At 41.6% G+C, this 23,466-nt stretch carries 24 protein-coding genes and 1 pseudogene; 9 read left to right on the forward strand and 16 right to left on the reverse strand.

What is annotated here, in order from left to right:
• Nucleotides 1–51 precede the first annotated feature (51 nt).
• The 3 genes from B0184_RS04800 (at nucleotide 52) to gnd (ending at nucleotide 3,392) form a co-directional block, all read left to right on the forward strand.
• Nucleotides 52–384: an avidin-fold protein gene (locus B0184_RS04800; protein ID WP_005707758.1), complete on the forward strand. Its 333-nt coding sequence runs from the start codon at nucleotides 52–54 to the stop codon at nucleotides 382–384.
• Between the two features lie 63 nt (nucleotides 385–447).
• The gene (locus tag B0184_RS04805) at nucleotides 448–1,755 is read left to right on the forward strand and encodes an MFS transporter (protein WP_005707703.1); all 1,308 of its coding nucleotides are present in this window, start codon (nucleotides 448–450) and stop codon (nucleotides 1,753–1,755) included.
• Nucleotides 1,756–1,937: 182 nt separating this feature from the next.
• Nucleotides 1,938–3,392: a decarboxylating NADP(+)-dependent phosphogluconate dehydrogenase gene (gene gnd / locus B0184_RS04810; RefSeq protein WP_005707684.1), complete on the forward strand. Its 1,455-nt coding sequence runs from the start codon at nucleotides 1,938–1,940 to the stop codon at nucleotides 3,390–3,392.
• A gap of 116 nt (nucleotides 3,393–3,508) precedes the next feature.
• On the opposite strand, the gene dnaG is transcribed toward gnd, so the two are convergent.
• Both dnaG and rpsU read right to left on the reverse strand, forming a co-directional pair.
• Nucleotides 3,509–5,251, reverse strand: a complete 1,743-nt coding sequence (gene dnaG / locus B0184_RS04815; protein WP_005707731.1) for a DNA primase — start codon at nucleotides 5,249–5,251, stop codon at nucleotides 3,509–3,511.
• Nucleotides 5,252–5,352: 101 nt separating this feature from the next.
• Nucleotides 5,353–5,568: a 30S ribosomal protein S21 gene (rpsU, locus tag B0184_RS04820; protein WP_005598703.1), complete on the reverse strand. Its 216-nt coding sequence runs from the start codon at nucleotides 5,566–5,568 to the stop codon at nucleotides 5,353–5,355.
• Between the two features lie 263 nt (nucleotides 5,569–5,831).
• Here rpsU and B0184_RS04825 point away from each other — a divergent pair, with 263 nt between their 5' ends.
• Nucleotides 5,832–7,073, forward strand: coding sequence for an O-antigen ligase family protein (locus tag B0184_RS04825; RefSeq protein WP_005707750.1), 1,242 nt, complete (start codon nucleotides 5,832–5,834; stop codon nucleotides 7,071–7,073).
• Between the two features lie 59 nt (nucleotides 7,074–7,132).
• On the opposite strand, the pseudogene B0184_RS04830 reads toward B0184_RS04825, so the two are convergent.
• From B0184_RS04830 to B0184_RS04845, 4 genes and pseudogenes are all read right to left on the reverse strand, one after another.
• Nucleotides 7,133–7,624, reverse strand: a pseudogene (locus B0184_RS04830) (thioredoxin family protein).
• A gap of 20 nt (nucleotides 7,625–7,644) precedes the next feature.
• Complete coding sequence (locus B0184_RS04835; protein WP_005707672.1) at nucleotides 7,645–8,664, reverse strand: LacI family DNA-binding transcriptional regulator; 1,020 nt, start codon at nucleotides 8,662–8,664, stop codon at nucleotides 7,645–7,647.
• Nucleotides 8,665–8,684: 20 nt separating this feature from the next.
• Nucleotides 8,685–10,091: a glycoside hydrolase family 32 protein gene (locus tag B0184_RS04840; RefSeq protein WP_005707762.1), complete on the reverse strand. Its 1,407-nt coding sequence runs from the start codon at nucleotides 10,089–10,091 to the stop codon at nucleotides 8,685–8,687.
• 107 nt (nucleotides 10,092–10,198) lie between these two features.
• Nucleotides 10,199–11,122: an aminoimidazole riboside kinase gene (locus tag B0184_RS04845; protein ID WP_005707718.1), complete on the reverse strand. Its 924-nt coding sequence runs from the start codon at nucleotides 11,120–11,122 to the stop codon at nucleotides 10,199–10,201.
• Between the two features lie 136 nt (nucleotides 11,123–11,258).
• Here B0184_RS04845 and nirK point away from each other — a divergent pair, with 136 nt between their 5' ends.
• Nucleotides 11,259–12,344, forward strand: coding sequence for a copper-containing nitrite reductase (gene nirK, locus B0184_RS04850; protein ID WP_005707720.1), 1,086 nt, complete (start codon nucleotides 11,259–11,261; stop codon nucleotides 12,342–12,344).
• 64 nt (nucleotides 12,345–12,408) lie between these two features.
• Here nirK and B0184_RS04855 read toward each other — a convergent pair whose 3' ends face one another.
• The 8 genes from B0184_RS04855 to purD all read right to left on the reverse strand — a co-directional run bounded on the left by B0184_RS04855 (nucleotide 12,409) and on the right by purD (nucleotide 18,171).
• Nucleotides 12,409–13,071, reverse strand: a complete 663-nt coding sequence (locus tag B0184_RS04855; protein ID WP_005707734.1) for a trimeric intracellular cation channel family protein — start codon at nucleotides 13,069–13,071, stop codon at nucleotides 12,409–12,411.
• A 73-nt stretch (nucleotides 13,072–13,144) separates the two neighbouring features.
• Nucleotides 13,145–13,303: a hypothetical protein gene (locus B0184_RS10410; protein ID WP_005707744.1), complete on the reverse strand. Its 159-nt coding sequence runs from the start codon at nucleotides 13,301–13,303 to the stop codon at nucleotides 13,145–13,147.
• A gap of 265 nt (nucleotides 13,304–13,568) precedes the next feature.
• Complete coding sequence (locus B0184_RS04865; RefSeq protein ID WP_005707751.1) at nucleotides 13,569–14,204, reverse strand: YkgB family protein; 636 nt, start codon at nucleotides 14,202–14,204, stop codon at nucleotides 13,569–13,571.
• A 203-nt stretch (nucleotides 14,205–14,407) separates the two neighbouring features.
• A complete protein-coding gene (locus B0184_RS04870; RefSeq protein ID WP_005707678.1) occupies nucleotides 14,408–15,271 on the reverse strand; it encodes a VirK/YbjX family protein in 864 nt (287 codons plus the stop codon).
• Between the two features lie 126 nt (nucleotides 15,272–15,397).
• Entirely contained in the window at nucleotides 15,398–15,724 is a 327-nt protein-coding gene (grxD, locus tag B0184_RS04875) for a Grx4 family monothiol glutaredoxin (protein ID WP_005707713.1), read from the reverse strand.
• A gap of 68 nt (nucleotides 15,725–15,792) precedes the next feature.
• On the reverse strand, nucleotides 15,793–16,398 hold the full coding sequence (recR, locus tag B0184_RS04880; RefSeq protein ID WP_005707726.1) for a recombination mediator RecR: 606 nt from the start codon (nucleotides 16,396–16,398) through the stop codon (nucleotides 15,793–15,795).
• A gap of 43 nt (nucleotides 16,399–16,441) precedes the next feature.
• Nucleotides 16,442–16,771: a YbaB/EbfC family nucleoid-associated protein gene (locus B0184_RS04885; protein WP_005705407.1), complete on the reverse strand. Its 330-nt coding sequence runs from the start codon at nucleotides 16,769–16,771 to the stop codon at nucleotides 16,442–16,444.
• A 113-nt stretch (nucleotides 16,772–16,884) separates the two neighbouring features.
• Nucleotides 16,885–18,171: a phosphoribosylamine--glycine ligase gene (gene purD, locus B0184_RS04890; protein WP_005707716.1), complete on the reverse strand. Its 1,287-nt coding sequence runs from the start codon at nucleotides 18,169–18,171 to the stop codon at nucleotides 16,885–16,887.
• A gap of 244 nt (nucleotides 18,172–18,415) precedes the next feature.
• On the opposite strand from purD, the gene rpsF reads away from it, so the two are divergent.
• Genes rpsF through rplI form a run of 4 tightly spaced genes read left to right on the forward strand, consistent with a single transcriptional unit; the run spans nucleotide 18,416 to nucleotide 19,799 of the window.
• A complete protein-coding gene (gene rpsF / locus B0184_RS04900) occupies nucleotides 18,416–18,781 on the forward strand; it encodes a 30S ribosomal protein S6 (protein ID WP_005707709.1) in 366 nt (121 codons plus the stop codon).
• A gap of 2 nt (nucleotides 18,782–18,783) precedes the next feature.
• Complete coding sequence (priB, locus tag B0184_RS04905) at nucleotides 18,784–19,131, forward strand: primosomal replication protein N (RefSeq protein ID WP_005707759.1); 348 nt, start codon at nucleotides 18,784–18,786, stop codon at nucleotides 19,129–19,131.
• Entirely contained in the window at nucleotides 19,106–19,333 is a 228-nt protein-coding gene (gene rpsR, locus B0184_RS04910) for a 30S ribosomal protein S18 (RefSeq protein ID WP_005705387.1), read from the forward strand. The genes priB and rpsR overlap by 26 nt, the downstream gene beginning before the upstream one ends.
• 16 nt (nucleotides 19,334–19,349) lie before the next feature.
• Entirely contained in the window at nucleotides 19,350–19,799 is a 450-nt protein-coding gene (rplI, locus tag B0184_RS04915; RefSeq protein ID WP_005707677.1) for a 50S ribosomal protein L9, read from the forward strand.
• A gap of 159 nt (nucleotides 19,800–19,958) precedes the next feature.
• On the opposite strand, the gene B0184_RS04920 is transcribed toward rplI, so the two are convergent.
• The gene (locus B0184_RS04920; RefSeq protein ID WP_005707747.1) at nucleotides 19,959–20,468 is read right to left on the reverse strand and encodes a hypothetical protein; all 510 of its coding nucleotides are present in this window, start codon (nucleotides 20,466–20,468) and stop codon (nucleotides 19,959–19,961) included.
• A 95-nt stretch (nucleotides 20,469–20,563) separates the two neighbouring features.
• Nucleotides 20,564–23,428 (reverse strand): valine--tRNA ligase, encoded by a 2,865-nt coding sequence (gene valS / locus B0184_RS04925; RefSeq protein WP_005707701.1) that lies wholly within the window; start codon nucleotides 23,426–23,428, stop codon nucleotides 20,564–20,566.
• Nucleotides 23,429–23,466: the final 38 nt, after the last annotated feature.

Below are 23,466 nucleotides of genomic sequence, written 5' to 3' on the forward strand. Positions count from 1 at the left end.
ATTGTACGGACTAAAATAAGATATAGATACATTAGATGCGGAGTGACTTTAATGTTGAATTTAGATAATAAAAAATTTGTTGCCGTTGAAAACACCTCAAATGGTGAAGTGAGTAACCAAACAGAATTTCATTACCATCAACAAGGTAAAATGATTTGGGCCGAATATGGTGGTGGTGAAATTTTAAAAGGTTTTTTAATTGGGAAATGGATAAACGACACACAAATTGAGTTCACTTATCAGCATTTAAATCAAGCATTAGAAAATCGTTTAGGGAGTTGCTTAACAACATTTTCAATTGAAAGTGGAAAATTAATTGGCAATGAACAATGGCAATGGTTAGATACTTTTGAAGAAGGATGCTCTTTAATTAAAGAGGTTTAATGTCTTCTCTCCCCTTGTGGGAGAGGATTAACCAATAAAATCAACATACAACTTGAGGTCTTAATGAATTTAAGAGAAAAAATCGATAATAGCCCAATGGGCGTTTACCAGTGGGCAATTGTGTTAATGGCTGCCGTAATGAACTTTTTAGACGGCTTTGACGTGCTTGCCATTGCCTTTACCGCCACCAATATCAGCAAAGATTTTGGCTTGAGCAAAACTGAATTTGGGATGCTCGTCAGTGCAGGGTTAATTGGTATGGTAGTTGGCTCAATGGTGCTGGCACCACTTGCTGATAAATTCGGTCGTCGCCCAATTTTATTACTTTCTGTGGCATTTTCTGCAGTGGGTTTGGGGGGTTCTGGCTTTTCTACTACGTCTGAAATCCTTGCGTTCTCACGTATTCTCACAGGCTTAGGCGTAGGCGGTATTTTGGTAGGAACTAACGTAATCACTAGTGAATATTCATCGAAAAAATGGCGTAGCTTTGCAATTAGTGTTTATGCAGCAGGCTTTGGTATCGGGGCGATGATTGGCGGTATGATGGCAAAATCGTTACAAGCCGCTTACTCTTGGCATGCAGTTTACTTCGCTGGTGCTGCAATGACCGCAGTGGTGTTTGTCGTTTTATTCATCTGGTTACCAGAATCGATCGACTATTTAAACGCTAAACAACCGCAAAATGCGAAAGCATGTTTGAATAAGATTGCCCACAAATTAGGCTTTGCTGGCGAATGGGAACTCACCGAAAAACATGCTGAAAAAGCGGTAAAATTGCCGATTACGGCTCTATTTAGCCAAAAATACTTACGTTCTACCTTGTTACTATGGCTCTCATTTTTTGCGATTATGTTCTGCTTCTACTTCATCAGCTCGTGGACACCTGCGTTATTAAAAGAAGCAGGAATGACCATGGAAGAGAGTATCAATGTGGGAATGATGATCTCGCTTGGCGGTGCAGTAGGCTCATTGGTTTATGGCTTAATCGCCAGCCGCTGGTCTGCGCGTAGTGTGTTGATGCTGTTTACTGTGGCGTCTTCAATTGCAATTGTGGTCTTTATTCTTTCAAGTGCGAACCTTGCGATTGCAATGGTACTTGGCGTGGTAGTCGGTGCGTTAATTAACGGTTGTATCAGTGGTTTATATACCATCAACCCAGCCACTTATGATGCCGATATTCGAAACACTGGCGTGGGTTGGGCAATCGGCGCTGGTCGCGCCGGTTCAGTGCTGGCTCCAACGGTTGCGGGAATATTGCTTGACTCAGGATGGGAAAAACAAACGCTTTATATCGCGGTCGCAGGTGTAATGTTAATTGCAACCGTGGCATTAGCGTTTAAGAAATCGCACATAGAGATTAGAAGAGCATAAGCGGTCGAATTTTAAGAGCATTTCGTAAAAATGCTCGAAAGCCTCCTCTTTGCCAAAGTAGGGAAATTCGTTAGAAATGTAAATTTTCACTTAAATTTAATCGTTTACGCCCTTATGTGTAACTTAGGATAAAATCAAAAATCACGGTAGGCTAAAGCCTACCCTACCAACAGGAGAAAACAATGTCAGTAAAAGGCGACATCGGTGTTATCGGCTTAGCCGTAATGGGGCAGAACCTTATTTTAAATATGAATGATCATGGCTTTAAAGTAGTGGCATATAACCGCACAACTTCAAAAGTGGATGAGTTCTTGGAAGGGGCTGCGAAAGGTACAAACATTATTGGTGCGTATTCTTTGGAAGACTTGGCGTCTAAATTAGAGCGTCCACGCAAAGTGATGTTAATGGTGCGTGCGGGTGATGTGGTGGATCAATTTATTGATGCATTATTACCGCACTTGGAAGAAGGCGACATCATTATTGATGGCGGTAACTCAAACTATCCAGACACTAACCGTCGTGTGAAAGCCTTAGCGGAGAAAGGTATTCGCTTTATCGGTTCTGGTGTGTCAGGCGGTGAAGAGGGTGCTCGTCACGGGCCTTCCATTATGCCGGGCGGTAATGCAGAAGCGTGGCAATATGTGAAACCAATCTTCCAAGCGATCTCGGCGAAAACTGAACAAGGCGAGCCTTGCTGTGACTGGGTAGGCGGCGAAGGGGCTGGTCATTTCGTGAAAATGGTTCACAACGGCATCGAATATGGCGATATGCAATTAATTTGTGAAGCCTACCAATTCTTAAAAGAAGGTTTAGGCTTGAGCTATGATGAAATGCAAGCCATCTTCTCAGAATGGAAAAAAACTGAACTTGATAGTTATTTAATCGATATCACCACCGATATTCTTGGTTATAAAGATGCGGATGGTGAGCCATTAGTTGAAAAAATCTTAGATACAGCTGGCCAAAAAGGGACAGGTAAATGGACGGGTATCAACGCCTTAGATTTCGGTATTCCATTAACCTTAATCACTGAATCGGTGTTTGCACGTTGCGTGTCTTCATTCAAAGACCAACGTTTAGCGGCAAGCCAGATCTTCAACAAAACCATCAGCCCAGTTGAAGGCGACAAAAAAGTATGGATTGAAGCGGTACGCAAAGCATTATTAGCGTCAAAAATCATCTCTTACGCACAAGGTTTTATGCTCATTCGTGAAGCATCAGAACAGTTCGGCTGGAACATCAACTACGGTGCAACCGCGTTGTTATGGCGTGAAGGTTGTATCATCCGCAGCCGTTTCTTAGGCAACATCCGCGATGCGTACGAAGCGAACCCAGATTTAATTTTCTTAGGTTCAGACAGCTACTTCAAAGGCATTTTAGAAAACGCATTAAGCGACTGGCGTAAAGTGGTGGCGAAATCGATTGAAGTGGGTATCCCAATGCCTTGTATGGCATCGGCGATCACTTTCTTAGATGGCTACACCTCAGCACGTTTACCAGCAAACTTATTGCAAGCTCAACGTGATTACTTTGGCGCACACACTTATGAACGCACTGACAAACCACGCGGCGAATTCTTCCACACCAACTGGACAGGTCATGGCGGTAATACGGCTTCGACCACTTATGATGTGTAAAAATAAGATGCCATAGTGCACTATTAAAAAGGGATAGCGTTTGAAGAATGCTATCCCTTTTAGTTGATGTATATTGTGGTTTTCTTAGCTATTCTAATGGAAACAAGTGGTCAAATTTACTTTGAAATTAACAAAACCAATTCTTGTTTTTCTTCTGCGCTCAAGCCTGAAGTTCGCTCTTTGGCAATTAGTATTTCTGCCCTTTTTTCGACCAATTTATCGTAGAGAAAAGCAAGGGTTTCGATAAACTCTTTTTCTAGGTTTTCTGGAGCGACCATATGATCCCAACTTGCCAGTAATTCAAGCGTGCGAAATTGTTCGTGGTCTCTCCAATGTTCTAGCAAAGCGCCCATTGAAATGCCAACATTAGCTTGGCAAATTTGGGCTAATTCAAAGAATAAGGCAAAGCCAGGTTCGTTCAATTCGCTTAGCGGTGTGAGGTCTGGCACATGTTTTGCCAACACTGGATTTTGCAATAACAAAGCAATCAACAAGCGCATTGGTGTGCGTTTGATTTGGTTTGCTTGTGGTTTAGCGACCTCTTTTTGCTGACGATTTGGCAACATTGCTTCGAGCTGAGCAGAGTCTAGGATGCCTAATTTTTGCCCTAAGATATTGCGAAGGTAAACCCGCAACATTTCTCCTGGAATGCGATTAATGAGCGGAATGGCAAGCGAGGCAAGTTTAGATTTCCCTTCTGGGCTAGATAAATCAACTTGCATCAGTAAGCTATCAAACAGAAAATCGCTCAATGATTTGGAATGTTCCGCCAAATATTGTTCAAAACCCTCTTTGCCTTGGCTTCGTACGAAAGTATCAGGATCTTCTCCATCTGGCAAAAAGATAAATTTGAGCTGACGCCCATCATACAAATATGGCAAGGCATTCTCAAAGGCACGCCAAGCCGCATCACGTCCTGCACGGTCACCATCGTAGCAGCAGACAATCTGCTCGGTGACACGGAACATCTGTTGGATTTGTTCGCCTGTGGTTGCTGTGCCAAGCGAAGCAACCGCATTCAACACACAAAATTGGGCGAGAGCTACCACATCCATATAGCCTTCCACCACAAACAAATATTCAGGATTTTCATTGGCTTGTAGGGCTTGATATAAGCCGTAAAGTTCATTGCCTTTGTGGTAAGTGGCAGATTCAGGCGAGTTCAGGTATTTAGGGCGTTCATCGCCCATTACACGACCACCAAAGGCAATCACGCGACCACGTTTATCCCGAATTGGAAACATCACACGATTGCGAAACTTATCATAAATTCGACCGTTTTCATTTTCAGAAACCATCCCTGTATCGCGTAATTTCTGAGTTTCTTCAGGGTTCACGCCAAAGCGTTTGAGTACGGCATCATAGTTATTCGGTGCAAAACCGAGTTCAAATTTAGCGATGATTTCAGGCGATAAACCCCGCCCTTGTAAGTAATTTTGGCTTAGAATATCGTTTTGTAAATTTTGTTGATAGAAGTGGGTGATTTCTTCAAGTAAACTGTAAAGATCGCGTTTGGTTTTATAACTAACTGGGCGAAAATTGCCCGATTGACGCACATTCTCACGCGGGACTTCTAGCCCTTGCATTGCGGCAAGTTCTTCAATCGCTTCAGGAAATTCGAGCTTGTCATATTCCATCAAAAAGCTAATTACATTGCCGTGTGCCCCACAGCCGAAACAGTGATAGAACTGTTTGGATTGGCTAACGGAAAAAGAAGGTGTTTTTTCGTGATGAAATGGACAACAGGCTTGATAATCTCGACCTGCTTTTTTGAGCTTAACGCGTTGATTGATCAGATCGACAATATCAGTGCGAGCAATGAGATCATCAATAAACGAACGTGGAATAGTGCCTTTCATTGGTCCTCCATTGCTAAAAGAGTGGGATAAATAAACTAAAACCGTGATTCCTCGCGGTTTCACGGTTTCAGTAAAGATTCAGTGCTTAAAAAGCAAATGAATTAGTATAAACGAGTGTTACGTGCGTTTTCACGAGCATTGCGTTTAGCGTGACGTTTTGCTAAAGACGCTTTCTCACGTTTACGAATTGTTGTTGGTTTTTCGTAGAATTCACGAGCACGAACTTCTGCTAATAAACCTGCTTTTTCGCAAGAGCGTTTAAAACGACGTAATGCAACGTCAAATGATTCATTTTCACGAACTTTAATTACTGGCATATGCCATCACCTCAGAAAAATATGATTAAATTAAACCGCACACATTTTTGGCGGCATAGAACTAAAAAAGGTAGCCAATTTTAACGCAGGTTAGCAAGGAAGTAAAGAGATGATTTAGGTTCTTTGTAGATTATCCGTTATACAAAATTTGGTCTAAGTTAGTTCTCACTAAACATTGATTTCATCAAGCGGTGCAAAAACGTTCTACTTTTGCATCCTGATTTCGGGTAAAATGTGTACGACTTTTCATTTAAGGAATTTTTATGTTGATTCGTTCAAACTTTATTCAGGCTAAACCTTTTGCTTTGATGCTTAATCTACTTGTTGCTTTATTTTTTGTAAGCGTTTTAGTGCTTAAAAAAGGTTATAGCTATGTACCGATGGCATTAGGTAGCATTAGCATTATTTACACTCTCGTATATTTCTTAAAATTTAAGCAAAAATGGCAATTAGCAAAATCAGATAAATGGCTTATTTTCTCTTTTTTATTCTATTTCATTACCTTTCTACTTTCTATTATTATCAATAAAGATAGCTTTAGAGAAATAGATAATCCAAGCCGAATCTTATTATTTATTCCATTGTTACTTTTATTTAGCCAATTCCCTATTAAAATAAAAACCATTTTATATTCGGTCCCAGTAGGTGCAATGGTTACTGGTCTAACTGCATTATTTCAAAAATTTCAATTGGGGTATTTGAAGCCATTTCCTGAGATTATGCATATTCAAGTTGGTAATATTGCGATTTCACTTGCAACATTTAGCCTTGTGATTGCTATTTATTTTACGGTAAAGAGAGAATATAAATCTGCATTATTTAGTTTTATCGGAATAATGTTAGCAATGAGCACTAGTGCATTATCTGGTGCACGCGGTGGTTGGGTAGGGTTGCCCATTGTTTTACTAATGATTTTGTTTCTTTATCGCCAATACATTAGCAAAAAATTAATTTTCTCATTGATTGCGGTTATAGGTATTGGTATTACAACACTTATCACCAATCCTAAATTTGGCATTGAGCAACGTTATAATGCTGCAAAATCAGATATTATGCTTTACCTTGAAAAAAATAATAAGAACAGCTCGCTTGGTGCTCGATTTGATATGTGGGAAAATGCGTTGATTGCGATTAAACAAGCTCCTTTATTTGGTCATGGTAGCAAAGGATATGAATCATTTAAAGATCAGCAAATTAAGTCTAAGCAAATGGCACAAACCACATTGCAATTTAATAGTTTACACAATCAATATTTAGAATCTTGGGTAAAACGTGGTTTTGTTGGATTTATTGGATTAATGTTAGTTACTTTAATACCATTATTTTATTTTATACGTAATCTAAAAGAACCGAGTTTAGAAATAAAATGTATTGCAATTTTAGGTGTAACTCATATTTTATCGCATCTGTTTTATTTCATGAGCCAATCTTTCTTGGCACATAACTCAGGTTCGATATTTTATTTTTTTGTATTGATTTTGTTATATGCTTCTTCTAAAAAGTAATAGGGTAATAAAAGTTGCTAATATTTATTTCAAATATTAGCAACTTTTCTTTAATAATGTTATTTAGTCAAAATCTCAACCAATTCTGCTTCTACTTCTTTACCGAATTTACCCATTCGGAAATCTGCTTTTAGCTCATCAAATTGTTCTGGATTGGCTTCCATTTGGGCTTTTAAAAATGCAGGAAATTCATTTAAAACTAGCTCGGTTTTGCCGTTGTGAATATCAAAAATGCTTGGGATTTTTTGAGCAGCGATTACCGCTTGTTGTTGCTCGTCGCTATCGAAATGCTTACGTTCTTTGTTATCTTTACGCGAAACATATTTCACTTTGATGTTCGGATTGAGCTTAGTGATACGTTGGAAATATGCCACAATCTCTACGCAATCTGGTCAGTAAGGTTCTGCCATCACTAGCCAATCGCCTGTGATATTGAGGGCTTTAATCTTCGATTCAGTTTCAGGCGAAAGCTCAATGCCAACGTAAACATCTAACTGATTTTCGCGATCTTCATCGCTGCTAAATTCCAAATATTCGTAAAAATGTGCCATAAGATTTCCTTTTAGTTTCATTACCTCCGCCAAATAATTTCACAATCTACTTGTGCACTTTGGCTCTCTTGGTGGTTTAATTTCTCTTTTAATATTGCAAAAGTTTGCTGAGCAATGGTTTCGTGATCTTGCTTAATCGAATGAATATGAAATGGTAAGGCGTTCAGTAAATGATGATCATCGAAAGTCGCTAAGTGCAACTCTTGGCTCATCAACTTATCCATCAATTTATGCTCTGTTAAATAACGCATTACGCCTTCAAGCAAGGTGTAAGAAGCGGTAAAAATCGCCTTGGGTAAACGCCCGATTCGATCCACCGTTTCCGCTAACATTTGATAGCCCGATTCAGGTTGATAATCTTTATGCAAAATCCAACCGCTTTGTTCGGTTAAATGCGATTGCATCAAGCCTTCGCGGAAGCCTTTCAAGCGATTTTCACTTGGCGTTAGCGAAAGTTGCCCGCCAAAGTAGAAAAATTCATCTAGCTGATAAGCTCGCACAATGTTTTCCACTAACATGGCAACGCTTGGAATATCCTTGCTAGTAATGGAGGGAATTCCAGAGTTGGGAATATAACGGTCAAGTAAAAGCAGCGGAGTGTGTTGTAAAATATCCTGATAATAATCAGCGATTGTATGGGTTGGGGCAGTAATTAAGAGATCGACTTGGCGATCAAGTAATCGCTCAATCGCCACTTTTTCTTGGGTTGGATTATCATCCGAACAGGCAATCACTAAGTAAAGTCCATTTTCACGACAAAGTCGCTCCAATGTTTTTGCTGTTTGAGCAAAACCATAATTGGTCAGATCAGGGATAACCAAGCCAATCACATTGGTTTTACGTGCCTGCAACGCTTTAGCATAAGCATTTGCCCGATAGCCGTATTGCTGGGCAACTTCACGCACTTTCTGGCGGGTTTCCGCTTTAATGCGGAAATCATCTCCGCGGTTATTTAAAATAATGCTTGCGGTAGTTTTTGACACCCCCGCAAGGCGGGCGATGTCGTTAAGCGTTAGCCGTTTTTGTTGCTCAGTTTTCACGGTGTAACCTTTTTAATCCATTAAAATGTAATTGCGTGCACTTGTGCAACCTGTGCCGAAACAGGGCGTGAGCTTGCCACTACATTTTCGCGATTTGTGATAAAGAAGCGGGAAGTCATCACTTTTTCGCCATCATTGAGAAAAATCTCGACAATTGAACGGTCAAAGAAAATCTCAATCTTGTCTAATTTTTCTACTTTTACGTGGCGAATACCGTCAAACTGTTTCATCAAATCCGTCTGCTCGGTTGCACTACGATCTAGCGTTACCATACCATTTTGATAACAGAATTTCAATTTGCCAAAGAACGTTAATTCAAGCGGTTGATTTTCCACATTGATTTGCAAATAGCTAGTGTCGAGATTTGCAATTTCGCCTTGTAATTCGACCGCTTGCAATTCGCCTACTTTCACAATTGGGCGTTGCTTGATTCTACCATTTTCCACCGAAATTTGGCGTGGCATAGTAAGCGTCGAATGCCATTTGTATTTATCAGTTGGGTAAGTCAAATCTGGCAAGCCAATCCAGCCGAACAGAATGCGGTCGGAATTTTGCACCGTTTGCGGGGCGTAGAAATCAAAGCCGTAATCGAGTTCTTCAATGTGTTCCGCTTTTAAGCAATTGCCGTCTAATTTGCCTAATGCGTAAGTAGCATGGTAGTTGTTTTGGAACTGCGTCTCTTCACGCAATTTACCTTGCGGCGACCAAACGAAAACGTCTTTTCCGCCCAACTGGAACAAGTCTGGACACTCCCACATGAAGACGTGGCTGTTGTTGAAATCTTGCACCGCTAACTCGCCCAACAAACGTGGTGTACTGTTTAAATCGTCCATTTCATAGACTAAACAAGTGCCAGTGAGATTTTCACGTTGTGCACCTAGCACGAAGCGGATTTTGCCTTCTTGAGTCACGAATGGTTTTGGATCGCGAACGTGTTTGGTGTAGCCTTTTGGTGCTTGGTCGATAATGCAACGTTTTTCCAATAACTTGCCCGCTTTGTCGAAAATGGCAATGTTTTGGTGCGGCACGCGTTCGTTATCAGATGGACGGCGAGTGTTGCCTGTGTAAAACGCCACGATATGGTCTTTCCATAAAATCGCCCCGCCTGAATAGCAGCCGTGCGATTCGAACAATTCATCTGGAATCAGTAAATCGCCTTTTTCAAAAGTTTGGAAATCACGGGTAATAAAGTGTTCCCAGTGCTTCATGCCGTGCATCGCATCGTAAGGGAACCATTGAGCGAAAATATGGTATTTCTCGCCATCAAAAATCAAGCCGTTAGGGTCGTTAAATAAGCCTGTTTTGGGTGCAAGGTGATAAGTTGGGTAGAAATTGTGGTCTGAAAGCACGGTTTCATAGATTGCGTTCAGCTCGCCTTCCGCTTGTGCGTGCAGGCTTTTGTATTTTCCGTTGTTGAAAATGTGCATGGGATTTTCTCGAAAGTGGATATTTGGGTAGGGTGTGAACGAAGTTCACGCACGCAAGCGATAAAAAATGGTGCGTGAGTTGCAAAACAACTCACACACCCTACGAATTACGCGTTCAAAAACGCCTCTAACTGTGCTTTATTCGGCAGTGCTGCCATCGCACCTTTTGCGGTAGTGGCTAACGCACCTGAAGCATTCGCTTTGCGGATGACGTTCACTAATGTCGCTTCATCTTTCCAATCAGCGACTTCTGAAAGCCCTGCTAATAAACCGCTCACGAACGCATCACCTGCGCCTGTGGTATCGACTGGTTTTAACGCTTTGCCTGCGACAATTTGGCTCTTGCCGTGGAAGTGGTAAATTGCACCATCTTTACCCAATGTGATAATGATCAGTTTTTCAGGATATTGTGCCGTAATCACTTTGATCGCTTCGTCCAATGTTGTGGTATTGGTGAGGAGCGTCAATTCTTCTTCGGAGAATTTTAAAATATCCGCCATAGCGACTACGTCATTCACCACGGTTTTCATCTCTTCAAGGCTTGCCCAGAGAGAATCGCGTAAGTTTGGATCGAACGAGAAGAATCCGCCTGCTTGTTTAACACGGCGAATCGCCTCAATGGTGGTGGATCGAGATGGGTCGTTGATTAACGCAATTGAACAGCAGTGTAAAAAATCGCCTGCTTGGAAATTTGGTAAATCGCCCACTTCCAAGAACTGATCAGCACTTGGGTTCACCATAAAAGTGAAGCTTCGCTCGCCGTTGTCTAACCCGACAATCACCGTTGAGGTGCGTTGGGTAGGGTCTAAAATCATATGGTCGGTGCAAACCTTTTCTGCATTCAAGGTTTCTTGCATAAATTTGCCGAGCGGATCTAAGCCTACACGGCCAATAAAGCCTGCCTCACAGCCTAAGCGTGCTACGCCCACCGCCACATTCGCTGGCGCACCACCTGCACATTTTAAATAGTGGTTTTCGCCATCTGGAATTAAGTCCACCACGGCATCGCCTGTTACCCAAATTTTGCTCATAATTTTCTCTTCATGTAAAAATAAAAAATTTTAGCTGTAACGATTTAGCTTTGCAAAATTTAATCTAAATCATATCGCTTGTTCAACGCCTTTATTATAATGTAAATACTCATATGATGATAGAAAGGATTACGAGATGAAAAAAACAACGTTAGCCATGATGTTGGCTTTCAATTTTACCTTGCCGAATGTGCAAGCGGTCGAAAATCAACAACAAAATGCAAATTCAATTTTTGTGCCGATGGCTCAATTACCCACCGTTGAAGCGGAATTAGCCTTTGCCCCGAACGTACCTAAACCTATTGAACGCACCACACCTGCAAAAGTAGTGGTTAAGCTTGAGGCGTTGGAAAAAGTAATGGAAATTGAAAGCGGTGTGAAGTTCAAATATTGGACGTTCAATGGCACAACGCCTGCCCCATTTATCCGCGTGCGTGAGGGCGATATGGTGGAAGTTCAGCTTTCTAACCCGGTGAATGGCAAAATGCCACATTCGCTTGATTTCCATTCTGCAGCGGCTCCCGAAGGCGGTGCACTTGCCAGCCAAACCGCACCAGGTAAAAGCACCACTTTTGCCTTTCGAGCAGCTGCACCAGGGCTTTATCTCTACCATTGCGGCACAATGCCCGTTGGGATTCACATCGGCAAGGGAATGTTCGGCTTGATGTTGGTTGAACCGAAAGAAGGACTACCTAAAGTAGACAAGGAATTCTACATTATGCAGAACGAATTTTACGTGAAAGAAGGTAACAACCCTGAATTGAAAGTGTTCGATATGGCAAAAGCCGAATATGAATTACCAGATTATGTGGTGTTTAACGGCAAAGTGGGGGCTTTAACTGATGAAAACGCTCTCAAAGCGAAAGTGGGCGACAAAGTGCGATTTTTCGTTGGTAACGCTGGTCCAAATAAAATTTCTTCGTTTCATTTAATCGGGCGTACCTTTGATACGGTTTATGTCGAAGGTGGCACGCTACAAAATCATCACGTGCAAACCACGCTGATTCCATCAGGCGGCACGACAATGGTCGAAATGCAAATGAATGTGCCAGGGAAATATACCTTTGTTGATCACAGTATTTTCCGAGCCGAAAAAGGAGCGAAAGGGAATATTATTGTTGAAGGCGAGCCGAATAAGGAACTTTATACGGGCAAACTCAAAGAAGAAAAATACGAAAAACAGAACCCCAATGCGGATGTCGATGCGGGTTTTGTGCATTGATTTACAGCTCCAGCGGGGCTGATTTATGCGTAACCTATGGCGAAAGCCATAGGATCACACACAATTATTTCTTCCGCTTCGCCAATTTATCCACCAAATCGCCTTTGCCTAAATATTGGGATTCATCAAACTCAAAAATTGGTAAGCCTAATTTAAAACGAATCGCGAGCAAACGTAGCCCAAAACCTAAAATCAAGGTCGCAATCACTACCGTGTTATGATTAACACCTAATTTGAGTAAGCCAACATAAATACAGCAGGAAAGAAACGAAATGCTGGCGTAAAGCTCTTTGCGGAATACGAGTGGAATGCGGTTACATAACAGATCCCGTAACACGCCACCAAATGCGCCTGTAATTACCGCCGCCGCTGCTGCAATCACGAAGCCGTGCCCCATATCCAATGCAACTTGCGCCCCGATGATGGAAAAAACGATTAAGCCAAGTGCGTCCAATACCAAGAAAATGGTGCGAAAATAGCCCAAAAATTGGGCGATAAACATCGTAAAAATTGAGGCGGCAACCACAATCACCAAATATTCAGGGTGCTTTACCCAACCAAGTGGATAATGCCCGAGCAACATATCGCGAATCGAACCACCGCCAATGGCGGTCACCGATGAGATAATAATCATCCCAAACATATCCATTTTTTCCCGCCCTGCGGCAAGCGCACCCGTGATCGATTCGGCGGTAATCCCGATAAGATAAAGCGTTAAAAGTAACATTTGCAAAGTTTCCCTAAAAAAACACCGCTTGTATTATACCTACAAGCGGTGAGATTTTAAGAGAAATTAGCTATTATTCATTTTTTTCAATGACAGGTTCTTCCGTTACGAAATCAAGCGGTGGATTTTCTTCCTTACTTTGCTCTGTTTTTTCTAAATCAACAGCAAAAGTGGTTTCTTCTGTTGACGGTTTTGTTGTTTGCTCTTCGGTTTCAAATGGATTATTTAACATGCTGCCTCCTACATTGAACGACCAGAATGAATTACTTGTGCAGGTTCTTTTTCGTTACGACCGAAGAACACGAGTAAACTTAATACTACAGCCCAGTCGATAAAGAAACATACAATTACAAATAGGAATGCAATAAATGGTTCATTGGTAAATGCAGACTTAAATGAAAATGCAATTTTTCCGACCTCAAATTGTAAATTTTACATAGAAAAAAACCGCTTGTAGAAAATGTTACAAGCGGTCAGAAATTTAGATTGTTTTGCAATTAAGCTGCACGTTTTCTTGCTAAAATGCGATTAGCACATTCAGCCGCAGCAGTTAAGCCGCCTGCCATCATAATCACGTCTTTGATGACTAAGCGACCAACACCAGAGAGATAAGGGAAGCCATAGGCTGGTGTTGGTAAATCACCGCCTAGATTAGGCACCCAAGCCTCAGGAGTGGTTATCAGGAAGGAGAGCGTGACAATCGACATTCCGAAGGTGAGCAATCCGCCCGCTAAACCTGCTGTTGCATTCCAGATACCTGCTAAAGTGAGGATGCCCACAGTCACGATAATTGCACCGATGATATAAGAAGTGGTGTAAGTACCGTTTTCTTTATGCCATTCGATGTTTTTCGCTACCATTTTGCCTTCAGGATTTTTGTGAAGAGTGTATTCCATCACCATTTCGCCCTTGTCATTTTCAACCAAATTTGGACCTTTTTTATACATATAGCTGAAGAACGGGCTATTTGATACAAAGTGGGCGATACCGTCTGCTTCATATTGGCAAATTTTTAAGCCGCCAATCCAAACCATAACGATAAAAATAGCAATACGAATAAAGTTAATAAATTGGCGTTGCATTGGGGCAACGATTTTAGCAACAAATTCAACAAACGCATTAAATGTACTCATAGATACCTCATTGATAGTAGTAAAAAAGAGGTAGAATTCTAGCATGTTTATTTGTTAAAAATATGAACGGTAACAACTATTTATTCGTAAGATTTTGACTATCTTGATTGCACAATTTCGAACTGAGTTTGAATAATTTTTTTGAAGTTTTAGAGTAGACCCTAAATTGGATTCAGGGCTGATTTTCTTCTCGCAAACTTTTCTTACATTTTTACCGCTTGTTTCATCACTTCAAACAACTCATCCAACATCGCAAAGCGTTTGCGGTACATTGAACGTTTTTTACTTGGGATTTCGTCTAAATTGCGGTTATCTTCAAGAGGGAGTAGCCAATAATTTTCACGTTTTCCGCCTGCTTCAGAGAAAATCGTATCGTAATCCACCACGTAGCGTTTGCTTTGCACAAGGCGTGATTTGTTTTGATATTTTTGCGGAATCCCCAATAATTTATCGTAGCCTAAAATTTTGGTAAGGCTTTTCATTGCTTCTACCATTAAATACGCTGGGCGCAAGCCGTGGCAGGCTTTAGTGAGCTGTTTTACTATCTCTTTTGAGCCTTCAAAATTTGGACCTTGCACCACAGCAATCAATAACGCATCGTCTAATTTGCCAAAAGTCAGCAAGTAAATCAGTTGATTCTCAGGCTTATAACGAAGTTCCAATGCCCAATAACCTTCCATCGGCTGGTGTTCGTTGATGTTAAGCAAAATCTCAAAATCAGGGATAACTTCGCCAAAACTTAATGGCTGCTGCCACAATGGTGGGTTGAGATGAGCAAGTTGTTGCGGAAGAAAAAGTAAGTTCTCGCAGATGGCATTGAAGCGTTGTTGGCTGTTAAAACGTTTATCTAGAAAGCGATGCACCAATGGATAGCCGTAGTTTGTTCGCTCGTTAAGTAGAGAAACAAGCAAAGGGTGTTGATTGACAAATTGCTCAAATTTTTTGACCGCTTGTGCGTGTAAAAGTGAACGTAGGCGGTAGCGTAATCGCTTGCCCACATAAGATTTTTTGCCTCGGTTGGGGTAAATATCGTTTGCTTTTGTCCAGTGATATTGCGATAAATTCATTGTAGCTCCTTAAAATTGACGGTTATTTTCGCATAATCTGGACGGTTTGGCGAACTTTGAGCTTATTTACGTTTGGTCTAAAATATAAAGGGCAGATATGATATCTGCCCTAAATGAGAAGTTTTTTTAAGCAGGATGACGAGCTGCCACTTCTTTTAATAACGCTTGCAATTCACCTTTTTGTGCCATTTCTAATACGATGTCGCAACCACCGATTAACTCACCTTCCACCCATAATTGTGGGAACGTTGGCCAGTTTGCGAATTTTGGTAATTCTGCACGAATATCTGGGTTGGTTAAAATATCTACATAACCAAAAGGCACTTGGCAGTTGATTACCGCTTCCACTGCACGCGCAGAGAAACCGCATGATGGGAATTTTGGCGAACCTTTCATATAAAGTAGAATTGGGTTTTCGCTGATTTGTTTTTTAATTTTGTCGATAGTTTCCATTGTATCCTCAAAGAATTGTCGGTAAAAAGTTGACTGATTATATCAGCTTTTATGTGAATAAAAAATAACTAAAGGGTAATATCCCGCCGCCCAATAATCGAGTGCGAAAGCGTGCTACCATCGACCATTTCAAGCGAACCGCCCATTGGTACGCCATAAGCGATTCGCGTGGCTTTTACGTTGTACATTTTGCACATATCAGCGATGTAATGCGTGGTTGCCTCGCTTTCGACATTTGGGTTGGTGGCTAAAATTACTTCGTGGAAGGATTCATTTTCCAACCGTTGTTGCAATAAATCTAAGCCGATTTCACGTGGACCAATGCCATCAATAGGAGAAAGATGCCCCATCAATACAAAATATCTACCCGAAAATTGCCCTGTTTGCTCAATTGCTTGAATATCTTCTGGCATTTCCACAATGCAAAGCTGCCCGCTCATTTGGCGGCGTGGATTGCTACAAATCGTACATTGTTCTTCTTCGGTAAAAGTACGGCACCATTGGCAATGCCCGATATGCGTCATCGCTTCATTTAAGGCTTTAGAAAGATGAAGTCCGCCCGCACGATTGCGTTGCAGGAGATGGAATGCCATACGTTGAGCTGATTTAGGACCAACGCCAGGGAGGGCCCGTAGGGCTTCCATTAAGTTTTCAAGTAAAGGGCTTGTTTGCATAGAGTCGGATTTTGTTTGAAGGGGGATTTATCCCACACTACGATTAAAATGGTAACTTCATTCCCGCAGGTAAATTTAATCCTGCGGTTACACTTGCCATTTTCTCTTTTTGTAACTCTTCCGCACGGCGAACGGCATCGTTAAATGCAGCTGCCACTAAGTCTTCTACCATCTCTTTATCATCTTCCATCAATGATGGATCGATTTCGATGCGGCGGCAGTTATGAGCACCGTTAATGGTCACTTTGACCAAGCCCGCACCAGATTCGCCCGTTACTTCAAGTTGAGCAATCTCTTCTTGCATCTTTTGCATTTTTTCTTGCATTTGTTGAGCTTGTTTCATTAAGCCGCCTAAACCGCCTTTTCCAAACATAATAGGTTCCTTATATAAATAGAGATAAAAAAATAAACGGCTCATTTTACTGAACCGTCTAAATTTAGGCAAGCGGTGAAATTTGTTTCCGCTTTTGCAAAATATTGGGAGAATTAAACCGCTTGTTCGCGAGCCACTGCTCGGTAGCCAATATCACGGCGATAAAAACACCCTTGCCATTGGATTTGTTCAGCTAGTTGCAACGCCGATTGTTGTGCTTCATACACCGAATTACCTAATGCAGTTGCACAAAGCACGCGACCACCATTGGTCAGCAATTTTTCACCTTGTTTTTCAACGCCTGCGAGGAAAACTTTTTGTGTTGTGGTTTCTGCTGGAATACCTGAAATTTCATCGCCTTTGTGGTAATCATTCGGATAGCCTTCTGCTGCCAGAACAATGCCAAGTGCGGCTTGTTCACGCCATTTTGATTGAATTTGATCTAATTCTCCGTCGCAGGCTTTTAAGCAGAGCTCAACTAAGTCAGACTCTAAACGCATCATAATTGGCTGGGTTTCAGGATCGCCAAAACGACAGTTAAATTCGATTACTTTTGGCTGACCGTTTGGCATAATCATTAAACCGGCATAAAGGAAACCTGTGTAAACATTGTTTTCTTCCGCCATGCCACGAACGGTTGGATAGATAATTTGTTCCATCACACGTTGGTGGATTTCTGGCGTTACTACTGGCGCTGGAGAGTATGCCCCCATTCCGCCTGTATTCAAGCCTTTATCACCCTCTCCAACACGTTTATGGTCTTGGCTGGTCGCCATTGGTTCGACGTTTTTACCGTCTACCATCACGATAAAGCTTGCTTCTTCACCATCTAAAAATTCTTCGATAACCACACGACTCCCTGCATCGCCAAAAGCGTTGCCAGAAAGCATATCTTTTACTGCTTCTTCGGCTTCTTGCATCGTCATTGCAACAATTACGCCTTTGCCTGCTGCCAAGCCATCTGCTTTAATCACAATAGGCACGCCTTTTTCGTGCAAGTAAGCCAGTGCAGGTTCAACCTCAGTGAAGTTTTGGTATTCTGCGGTTGGAATGTTGTGGCGAGCCAAGAAATCTTTAGCAAAGGATTTTGAACCCTCTAATTGGGCAGCGGTTTGCGTTGGGCCGAAGATTTTTAAGCCATTTGCACGGAAAGCATCTACTACACCTGCCACGAGCGGTGCTTCAGGCCCGACGATGGCTAAGCCGATTTGGTTTTCTTGGGCAAATTGCACCAAGGCGGTCAAATCTGTGCCAGAAATAGCGACATTTTCAATGCCTTCTTCTAATGCCGTGCCCGCATTACCTGGTGCAACAAAGACTTTGTCCGCCAAAGGCGATTGACGTACTTTCCAAGCTAAAGCGTGTTCACGACCACCGTTACCAATAATGAGAATATTCATTTAAAATCCTTAAAATTAAATAAAGCAAACGATTGCGTAAGTTTACGCTATTTTTCAAAAAACGCCTAGCAATAAAATTTGCAAATCTTTTTTTAAATTTTACCGCTTGAATTTTATGCTTTTGCTTGATCGAGCGGTTTAAACCTGTATAATTAGCTCGTTCAGTCACATTTGTTTTTAATCCTTGCTTCCACAAGTTGGTGACTGGCTAAAGTTGGAGGCTGCTAACCCGTAAGGATAGTCAATGCGTCACTACGAAATCGTTTTTATGGTTCACCCGGACCAAAGCGAACAAGTACCAGCAATGATTGAGCGTTACACAGCATCTATCAAAGAAGCTGGCGGTCAAATTCATCGCTTAGAAGATTGGGGTCGTCGTCAATTAGCATACCCAATCAACAAACTTCACAAAGCACACTACGTGTTAATGAATGTAGAAGCACCACAAAGTGTAATCGATGAGTTAGAAACTAACTTCCGTTACAACGATGCAGTTCTTCGCAACTTAATCGTTCACACTAAAGCTGCAGTAACTGAAGCTTCACCAATGGCTAAAGCAAAAGAAAGCAAAGCGGTTGAAGTAGCAGCTGAAGTAGAAGCAGGCGAATAATTTTGCCGATTGAAAATCGTTTAAGTTTAACGGGTGAAGTCGTCAGTTTAGTCAAACAAAAACAGAGCCCTTTAGGCATTCCAAATTACCGATTTTGGTTAGAACATCGTTCGACGCAAACAGAAGTGAATTTAGAACGCCAAGCTTGGTGCAAAATCCAAGTGGTTTTAAACGGTAATCAATTTAGTTTAATAACCCAACAAATTAAGCTCGGTAGTAAAGTCTGTGTACAAGGATTTCTTAATACACACAAAGACTACAACGGCAACAGCCAATTAGTTTTACATACCGAACATATTGAATTTATAGATCAGGAGAAGCCAAATGGCACGTTATTTCCGTCGTCGTAAGTTCTGCCGTTTCACAGCGGAAAATGTTGTTGAAATCGATTACAAAGATATCGCTACATTAAAGAACTACATTTCTGAAAACGGCAAGATTGTTCCTAGCCGTATCACTGGTACTCGTGCGAAGTATCAACGTCAATTAGCTCGTGCAATTAAACGTGCACGCTACTTAGCGTTACTTCCATACACTGACAACCATCAGTAATTAAGGAGCGAGTACAATGCAAGTTATTTTATTAGACAAAGTTGCTCACCTTGGTGGTGTTGGCACACAAGTTGAAGTTAAATCAGGCTTTGCACGTAACTACTTAATCCCACAAGGTAAAGCAGTTATGGCAACAGCAGCAAACATTGCTCACTTCGAAGCTCGTCGTGCAGAATTAGAAGCAAAAGCAGCTGAAGCATTAGCAGCAGCACAAGCTCGTGCAGCTCAAATCGCTGAAATCGCAGCAGTTGCTATCGCTGCAACAGCAGGTGATGATGGTCGTTTATTCGGCTCAATCTCTGCAAGAGACATCGCTGAAGCATTAACAGCTGCAGGTGTTGAAGTAGCTAAATCTGAAGTTCGTTTAGGCGAAGGTCCGCTTCGTGCAACTGGCGAACATCAAGTTAAAGTTCACTTACACCCAGAAGTGAACGCAGTAGTTACTGTAAACGTAGTTGCTGAATAATCTAAAAGATTATAGAAAAACCCAGCTTAGGCTGGGTTTTTTGTAGGTCTGCTATGCCCCTATTATGCCTTATGCCATGTTGTATCTAGCTATAGAACGGCATATAGGACAAAATAGTTCAGACATTATGAGAGATTGATGAAGCTAAATCCGCTTATATTATTTTGAATTCTTCATTAAATCCTTAGGATCTTTTCCATAAGGTAAAGACCACCAAGAAGACTTAACAAGTTCTTTTTTTATCTCTCTACTAGCTAACCAAGAATAATGTGAGCGGAATTTCTCACTATCTTCAGCAAAATTGTCACGAAATTGACCATTTCCTAGAAAACGTATTGCATTAAAGTTACCCACATAAAGCACTTCACCTTTATTAATTTTAAAAGTAAGTGGCTCTGTTGGTTCTTTAGCATCACCACCTTCTGTTCTAATTAATCTCCAAGAAGTAAATTTATAGTTTCCTTCTGGCAATGTGAATCCTCTAAAGAATTTTTCTCCACGTACTTTTCCTCCCTCAATCTTCTCGCCCCAATCATTCACCCTTAAATTGCGTTCTACACCATTAGAATCCACTACAGTGAAGGCAACACCTGTAGCGGTAAAAAGAGCGCGATCGGTAACAGGTAAAAGAAGCACGCCTCCTTCTTGAAAATTTGGAGTTTCAAACATTGATATTCCACCATTAATGGAACAGCCTGTTAGCATAAAGAGGAAGAAAGAAAAAAGTCAGTAAATCAAACGATCCACTGACTTTTATTATTTCATTACAACGCCTCAATCGCCTTATACTGCTCTTGGATTTTTTCTAATCCAGATTGGTATTCCGCTTGTTTTTCGCGTTCTTTTGCAATCACCGTTTCAGGTGCTTTAGCTACGAAAGCTTCGTTGCTGAGTTTGTTCTCGATACGTTTAACTTCGTTCTGATATTTTTCAATCTCTTTAGTTAAACGGGCAAGCTCTGCTTCTTTATTGATAAAGCCCGCCATTGGTACTAGCAATTCAGCATTGCCAACTAATTTCGCTACCGCAAGTGGTGCTGCTTCGTTTGCCGCTAACACTTGAACATTATCTAATTTCGCCATGGCTTTTAAAAGAGCGGTCTGTTTTTCGAGAATTTTTGCATTTTCTGCGCTTAAATTACGGAATAACAGATCTAAGCCTTTGCTTGGTGCGATGTTGCTTTCTGCACGAATATTACGTACCGCAACAATTACTTCTTTTAACCACTCAATTTCAGCTTCTGCTTCTGGATCAAAGCCGTTCTCTTCCACTTGTGGGAAAGGTTGCAACATAATGCTGTCAGCAGTAATGTCCACAAATCCTTTCACTTTTTGCCAAATTTCTTCGGTAATAAATGGAATGAGCGGATGTGCTAAACGTAATAATTTTTCTAACACGTGAACTAAGGTTTGGCTTGCCGCACGGATTTGTGCTGCATTACCGTTTGCAAATACTGGTTTAGTCAATTCTAAATACCAGTCACAGAATTGGTTCCAGGTAAATTCATAAATTGCATTGGCACAAAGATCGAAACGATATTGGCTTAATGAGTTACGGAAAGTTGCCACGGTACGATTGAATTCTGATTGAATCCAACGATCCGCTAATGAAAATTCGATCTCGCCTTCGCTTAAATCTAATTTGTCATTCGTAAGAACGAAACGGCTTGCATTCCACAATTTGTTACAGAAGTTACGGTAACCTTCTAGGCGTTTCATATCCCAGTTGATATCGCGACCGTTTGAAGCCAATGCGGCTAATGTGAAACGTAATGCATCTGTACCGTGAGCTGCAATACCTTCAGCGAATTCTTTGCACGTTGCTTTAGCAATTTTTTCTGCTAATTGCGGCTGCATCATGTTGCCAGTGCGTTTTTCAAGTAAATCTTCAAGGCTGATACCGTCAATCATGTCGATTGGATCAAGTACGTTACCTTTCGATTTCGACATTTTTTGTCCGTTTTCATCACGGATCAAGCCTGTTACATACACCGTCTTGAATGGCACTTGTGGTTTGCCATTTTCATCTTTCACAAAGTGCATCGTAAACATAATCATACGTGCAACCCAGAAGAAGATGATATCAAAACCTGTGATTAACACATCCGTTGGGTGGAACATTTTGAGTTCTTTGGTTTGCTCTGGCCAACCTAAGGTAGAGAACGTCCATAAGCCTGATGAGAACCATGTGTCTAACACGTCTTCATCTTGCTTGAGTTCAACCGCAGAATCTAAGTTATATTTTGACCGCACTTCTTCTTCGTTACGCGCAACATAAACGTTGCCTTCCGCGTCATACCACGCTGGAATACGGTGTCCCCACCAAAGTTGGCGAGAGATACACCAATCTTGAATATCACGCATCCAAGAGAAGTAAAGGTTTTCGTATTGTTTCGGCACGAATTGGATTTCGCCATCTTCCACCGCTTTAATCGCCACATCGGCAAGCGGTTTCACGCTCACATACCATTGGTCGGTTAGCATCGGCTCGATTGGCACACCACCACGGTCACCATAAGGCACTTTCAAATCGTGTGGTTTGATTTCGTCTAATAAACCCAGTGCTTCAAAATCTGTCACGATTTTCTTACGTGCAATGAAACGCTCTAAGCCACGGTAATCCGCAGGAATTGTTGCTTCATAACCAGCAAGTGGTTTGCCGTCAGTACCGATAATCTCCGCTTCATCACGAATATCCGCATTTAAGGTTAATACGTTGACCATCGGCAAGCTGTGACGTTTACCCACTTCATAGTCGTTGAAGTCATGCGCAGGGGTAATTTTTACCACGCCTGTACCGAATTCACGATCGACGTATTCATCGGCAATAATCGGAATTTCACGGTTTGCTAACGGTAGAACGACTGTTTTACCGATCAAAGATTGGTAACGCTCATCTTCTGGATGGACCGCCACCGCTGTATCGCCCAACATTGTTTCTGGACGCGTGGTTGCGACGACTAGATAATCTGTACCATCTGCCGTTTTTGCACCGTTAGCTAACGGATAACGGAAATACCAAAGGGAGCCTTTGCTCTCTTTGTTTTCTACTTCTAAATCAGAAATCGCGGTGTGGAGTTTTGGATCCCAGTTTACCAAGCGTTTGCCACGGTAAATCAAACCTTCTTCGTGCAAGCGAACAAACACTTCTTTTACTGCATTAGATAAACCATCGTCCATCGTGAAACGCTCACGTTCCCAGTCGATTGAGTTACCTAAGCGGCGCATTTGTTGGCTGATTGTGCCGCCTGAATAGGCTTTCCAATCCCAAATTTTATTGATAAATTCTTCACGACCATAATCATGGCGGGTTTTACCTTCTTCTGCCGCAATTTTTCTCTCCACCACCATTTGGGTTGCGATACCGGCATGGTCTGTCCCCGCTTGCCATAAGGTGTTATGCCCTTCCATACGGTTAAAACGGATTAAGGTATCCATTAGGGTTTGTTGGAAAGCATGCCCCATGTGTAGGGAGCCTGTTACGTTCGGCGGCGGAATCGCAATACAATAGCTCGGCGCATTTTCATTTTCAGACGGTTTAAAATAACCGCTCTCTTCCCAATGTTGATAAAGGGCTTGTTCTACCGCAGACGGATTAAAACGGTCTGCCATTTCAAATTTTTGTGTCATTGTTGCTCTCTTTCTATAAAATTCATATTGCTATATAT

This window comes from Haemophilus paraphrohaemolyticus (assembly GCF_002015045.1).
GTDB classification, from domain to species: Bacteria; Pseudomonadota; Gammaproteobacteria; order Enterobacterales; family Pasteurellaceae; genus Haemophilus_A; species Haemophilus_A paraphrohaemolyticus.

What these genes read in the sequence shown, in the direction of transcription:
- rplI (WP_005707677.1), top strand. Translation starts at nt 19,350, where the DNA reads ATGCAAGTTATTTTATTAGACAAAGTTGCTCACCTTGGTGGTGTTGGC.
- dnaG (WP_005707731.1), bottom strand. Translation starts at nt 5,251, where the DNA reads ATGAAAGGCACTATTCCACGTTCGTTTATTGATGATCTCATTGCTCGC.
- B0184_RS04885 (WP_005705407.1), bottom strand. Translation starts at nt 16,771, where the DNA reads ATGTTTGGAAAAGGCGGTTTAGGCGGCTTAATGAAACAAGCTCAACAA.
- rpsU (WP_005598703.1), bottom strand. Translation starts at nt 5,568, where the DNA reads ATGCCAGTAATTAAAGTTCGTGAAAATGAATCATTTGACGTTGCATTA.
- B0184_RS04805 (WP_005707703.1), top strand. Translation starts at nt 448, where the DNA reads ATGAATTTAAGAGAAAAAATCGATAATAGCCCAATGGGCGTTTACCAG.
- B0184_RS04920 (WP_005707747.1), bottom strand. Translation starts at nt 20,468, where the DNA reads ATGTTTGAAACTCCAAATTTTCAAGAAGGAGGCGTGCTTCTTTTACCT.
- B0184_RS04865 (WP_005707751.1), bottom strand. Translation starts at nt 14,204, where the DNA reads ATGAGTACATTTAATGCGTTTGTTGAATTTGTTGCTAAAATCGTTGCC.
- B0184_RS04870 (WP_005707678.1), bottom strand. Translation starts at nt 15,271, where the DNA reads ATGAATTTATCGCAATATCACTGGACAAAAGCAAACGATATTTACCCC.
- B0184_RS10410 (WP_005707744.1), bottom strand. Translation starts at nt 13,303, where the DNA reads ATGTTAAATAATCCATTTGAAACCGAAGAGCAAACAACAAAACCGTCA.
- nirK (WP_005707720.1), top strand. Translation starts at nt 11,259, where the DNA reads ATGAAAAAAACAACGTTAGCCATGATGTTGGCTTTCAATTTTACCTTG.
- gnd (WP_005707684.1), top strand. Translation starts at nt 1,938, where the DNA reads ATGTCAGTAAAAGGCGACATCGGTGTTATCGGCTTAGCCGTAATGGGG.
- recR (WP_005707726.1), bottom strand. Translation starts at nt 16,398, where the DNA reads ATGCAAACAAGCCCTTTACTTGAAAACTTAATGGAAGCCCTACGGGCC.
- grxD (WP_005707713.1), bottom strand. Translation starts at nt 15,724, where the DNA reads ATGGAAACTATCGACAAAATTAAAAAACAAATCAGCGAAAACCCAATT.
- rpsR (WP_005705387.1), top strand. Translation starts at nt 19,106, where the DNA reads ATGGCACGTTATTTCCGTCGTCGTAAGTTCTGCCGTTTCACAGCGGAA.
- B0184_RS04825 (WP_005707750.1), top strand. Translation starts at nt 5,832, where the DNA reads ATGTTGATTCGTTCAAACTTTATTCAGGCTAAACCTTTTGCTTTGATG.
- B0184_RS04800 (WP_005707758.1), top strand. Translation starts at nt 52, where the DNA reads ATGTTGAATTTAGATAATAAAAAATTTGTTGCCGTTGAAAACACCTCA.
- B0184_RS04855 (WP_005707734.1), bottom strand. Translation starts at nt 13,071, where the DNA reads ATGTTACTTTTAACGCTTTATCTTATCGGGATTACCGCCGAATCGATC.
- valS (WP_005707701.1), bottom strand. Translation starts at nt 23,428, where the DNA reads ATGACACAAAAATTTGAAATGGCAGACCGTTTTAATCCGTCTGCGGTA.
- purD (WP_005707716.1), bottom strand. Translation starts at nt 18,171, where the DNA reads ATGAATATTCTCATTATTGGTAACGGTGGTCGTGAACACGCTTTAGCT.
- B0184_RS04845 (WP_005707718.1), bottom strand. Translation starts at nt 11,122, where the DNA reads ATGAGCAAAATTTGGGTAACAGGCGATGCCGTGGTGGACTTAATTCCA.
- rpsF (WP_005707709.1), top strand. Translation starts at nt 18,416, where the DNA reads ATGCGTCACTACGAAATCGTTTTTATGGTTCACCCGGACCAAAGCGAA.
- B0184_RS04840 (WP_005707762.1), bottom strand. Translation starts at nt 10,091, where the DNA reads ATGCACATTTTCAACAACGGAAAATACAAAAGCCTGCACGCACAAGCG.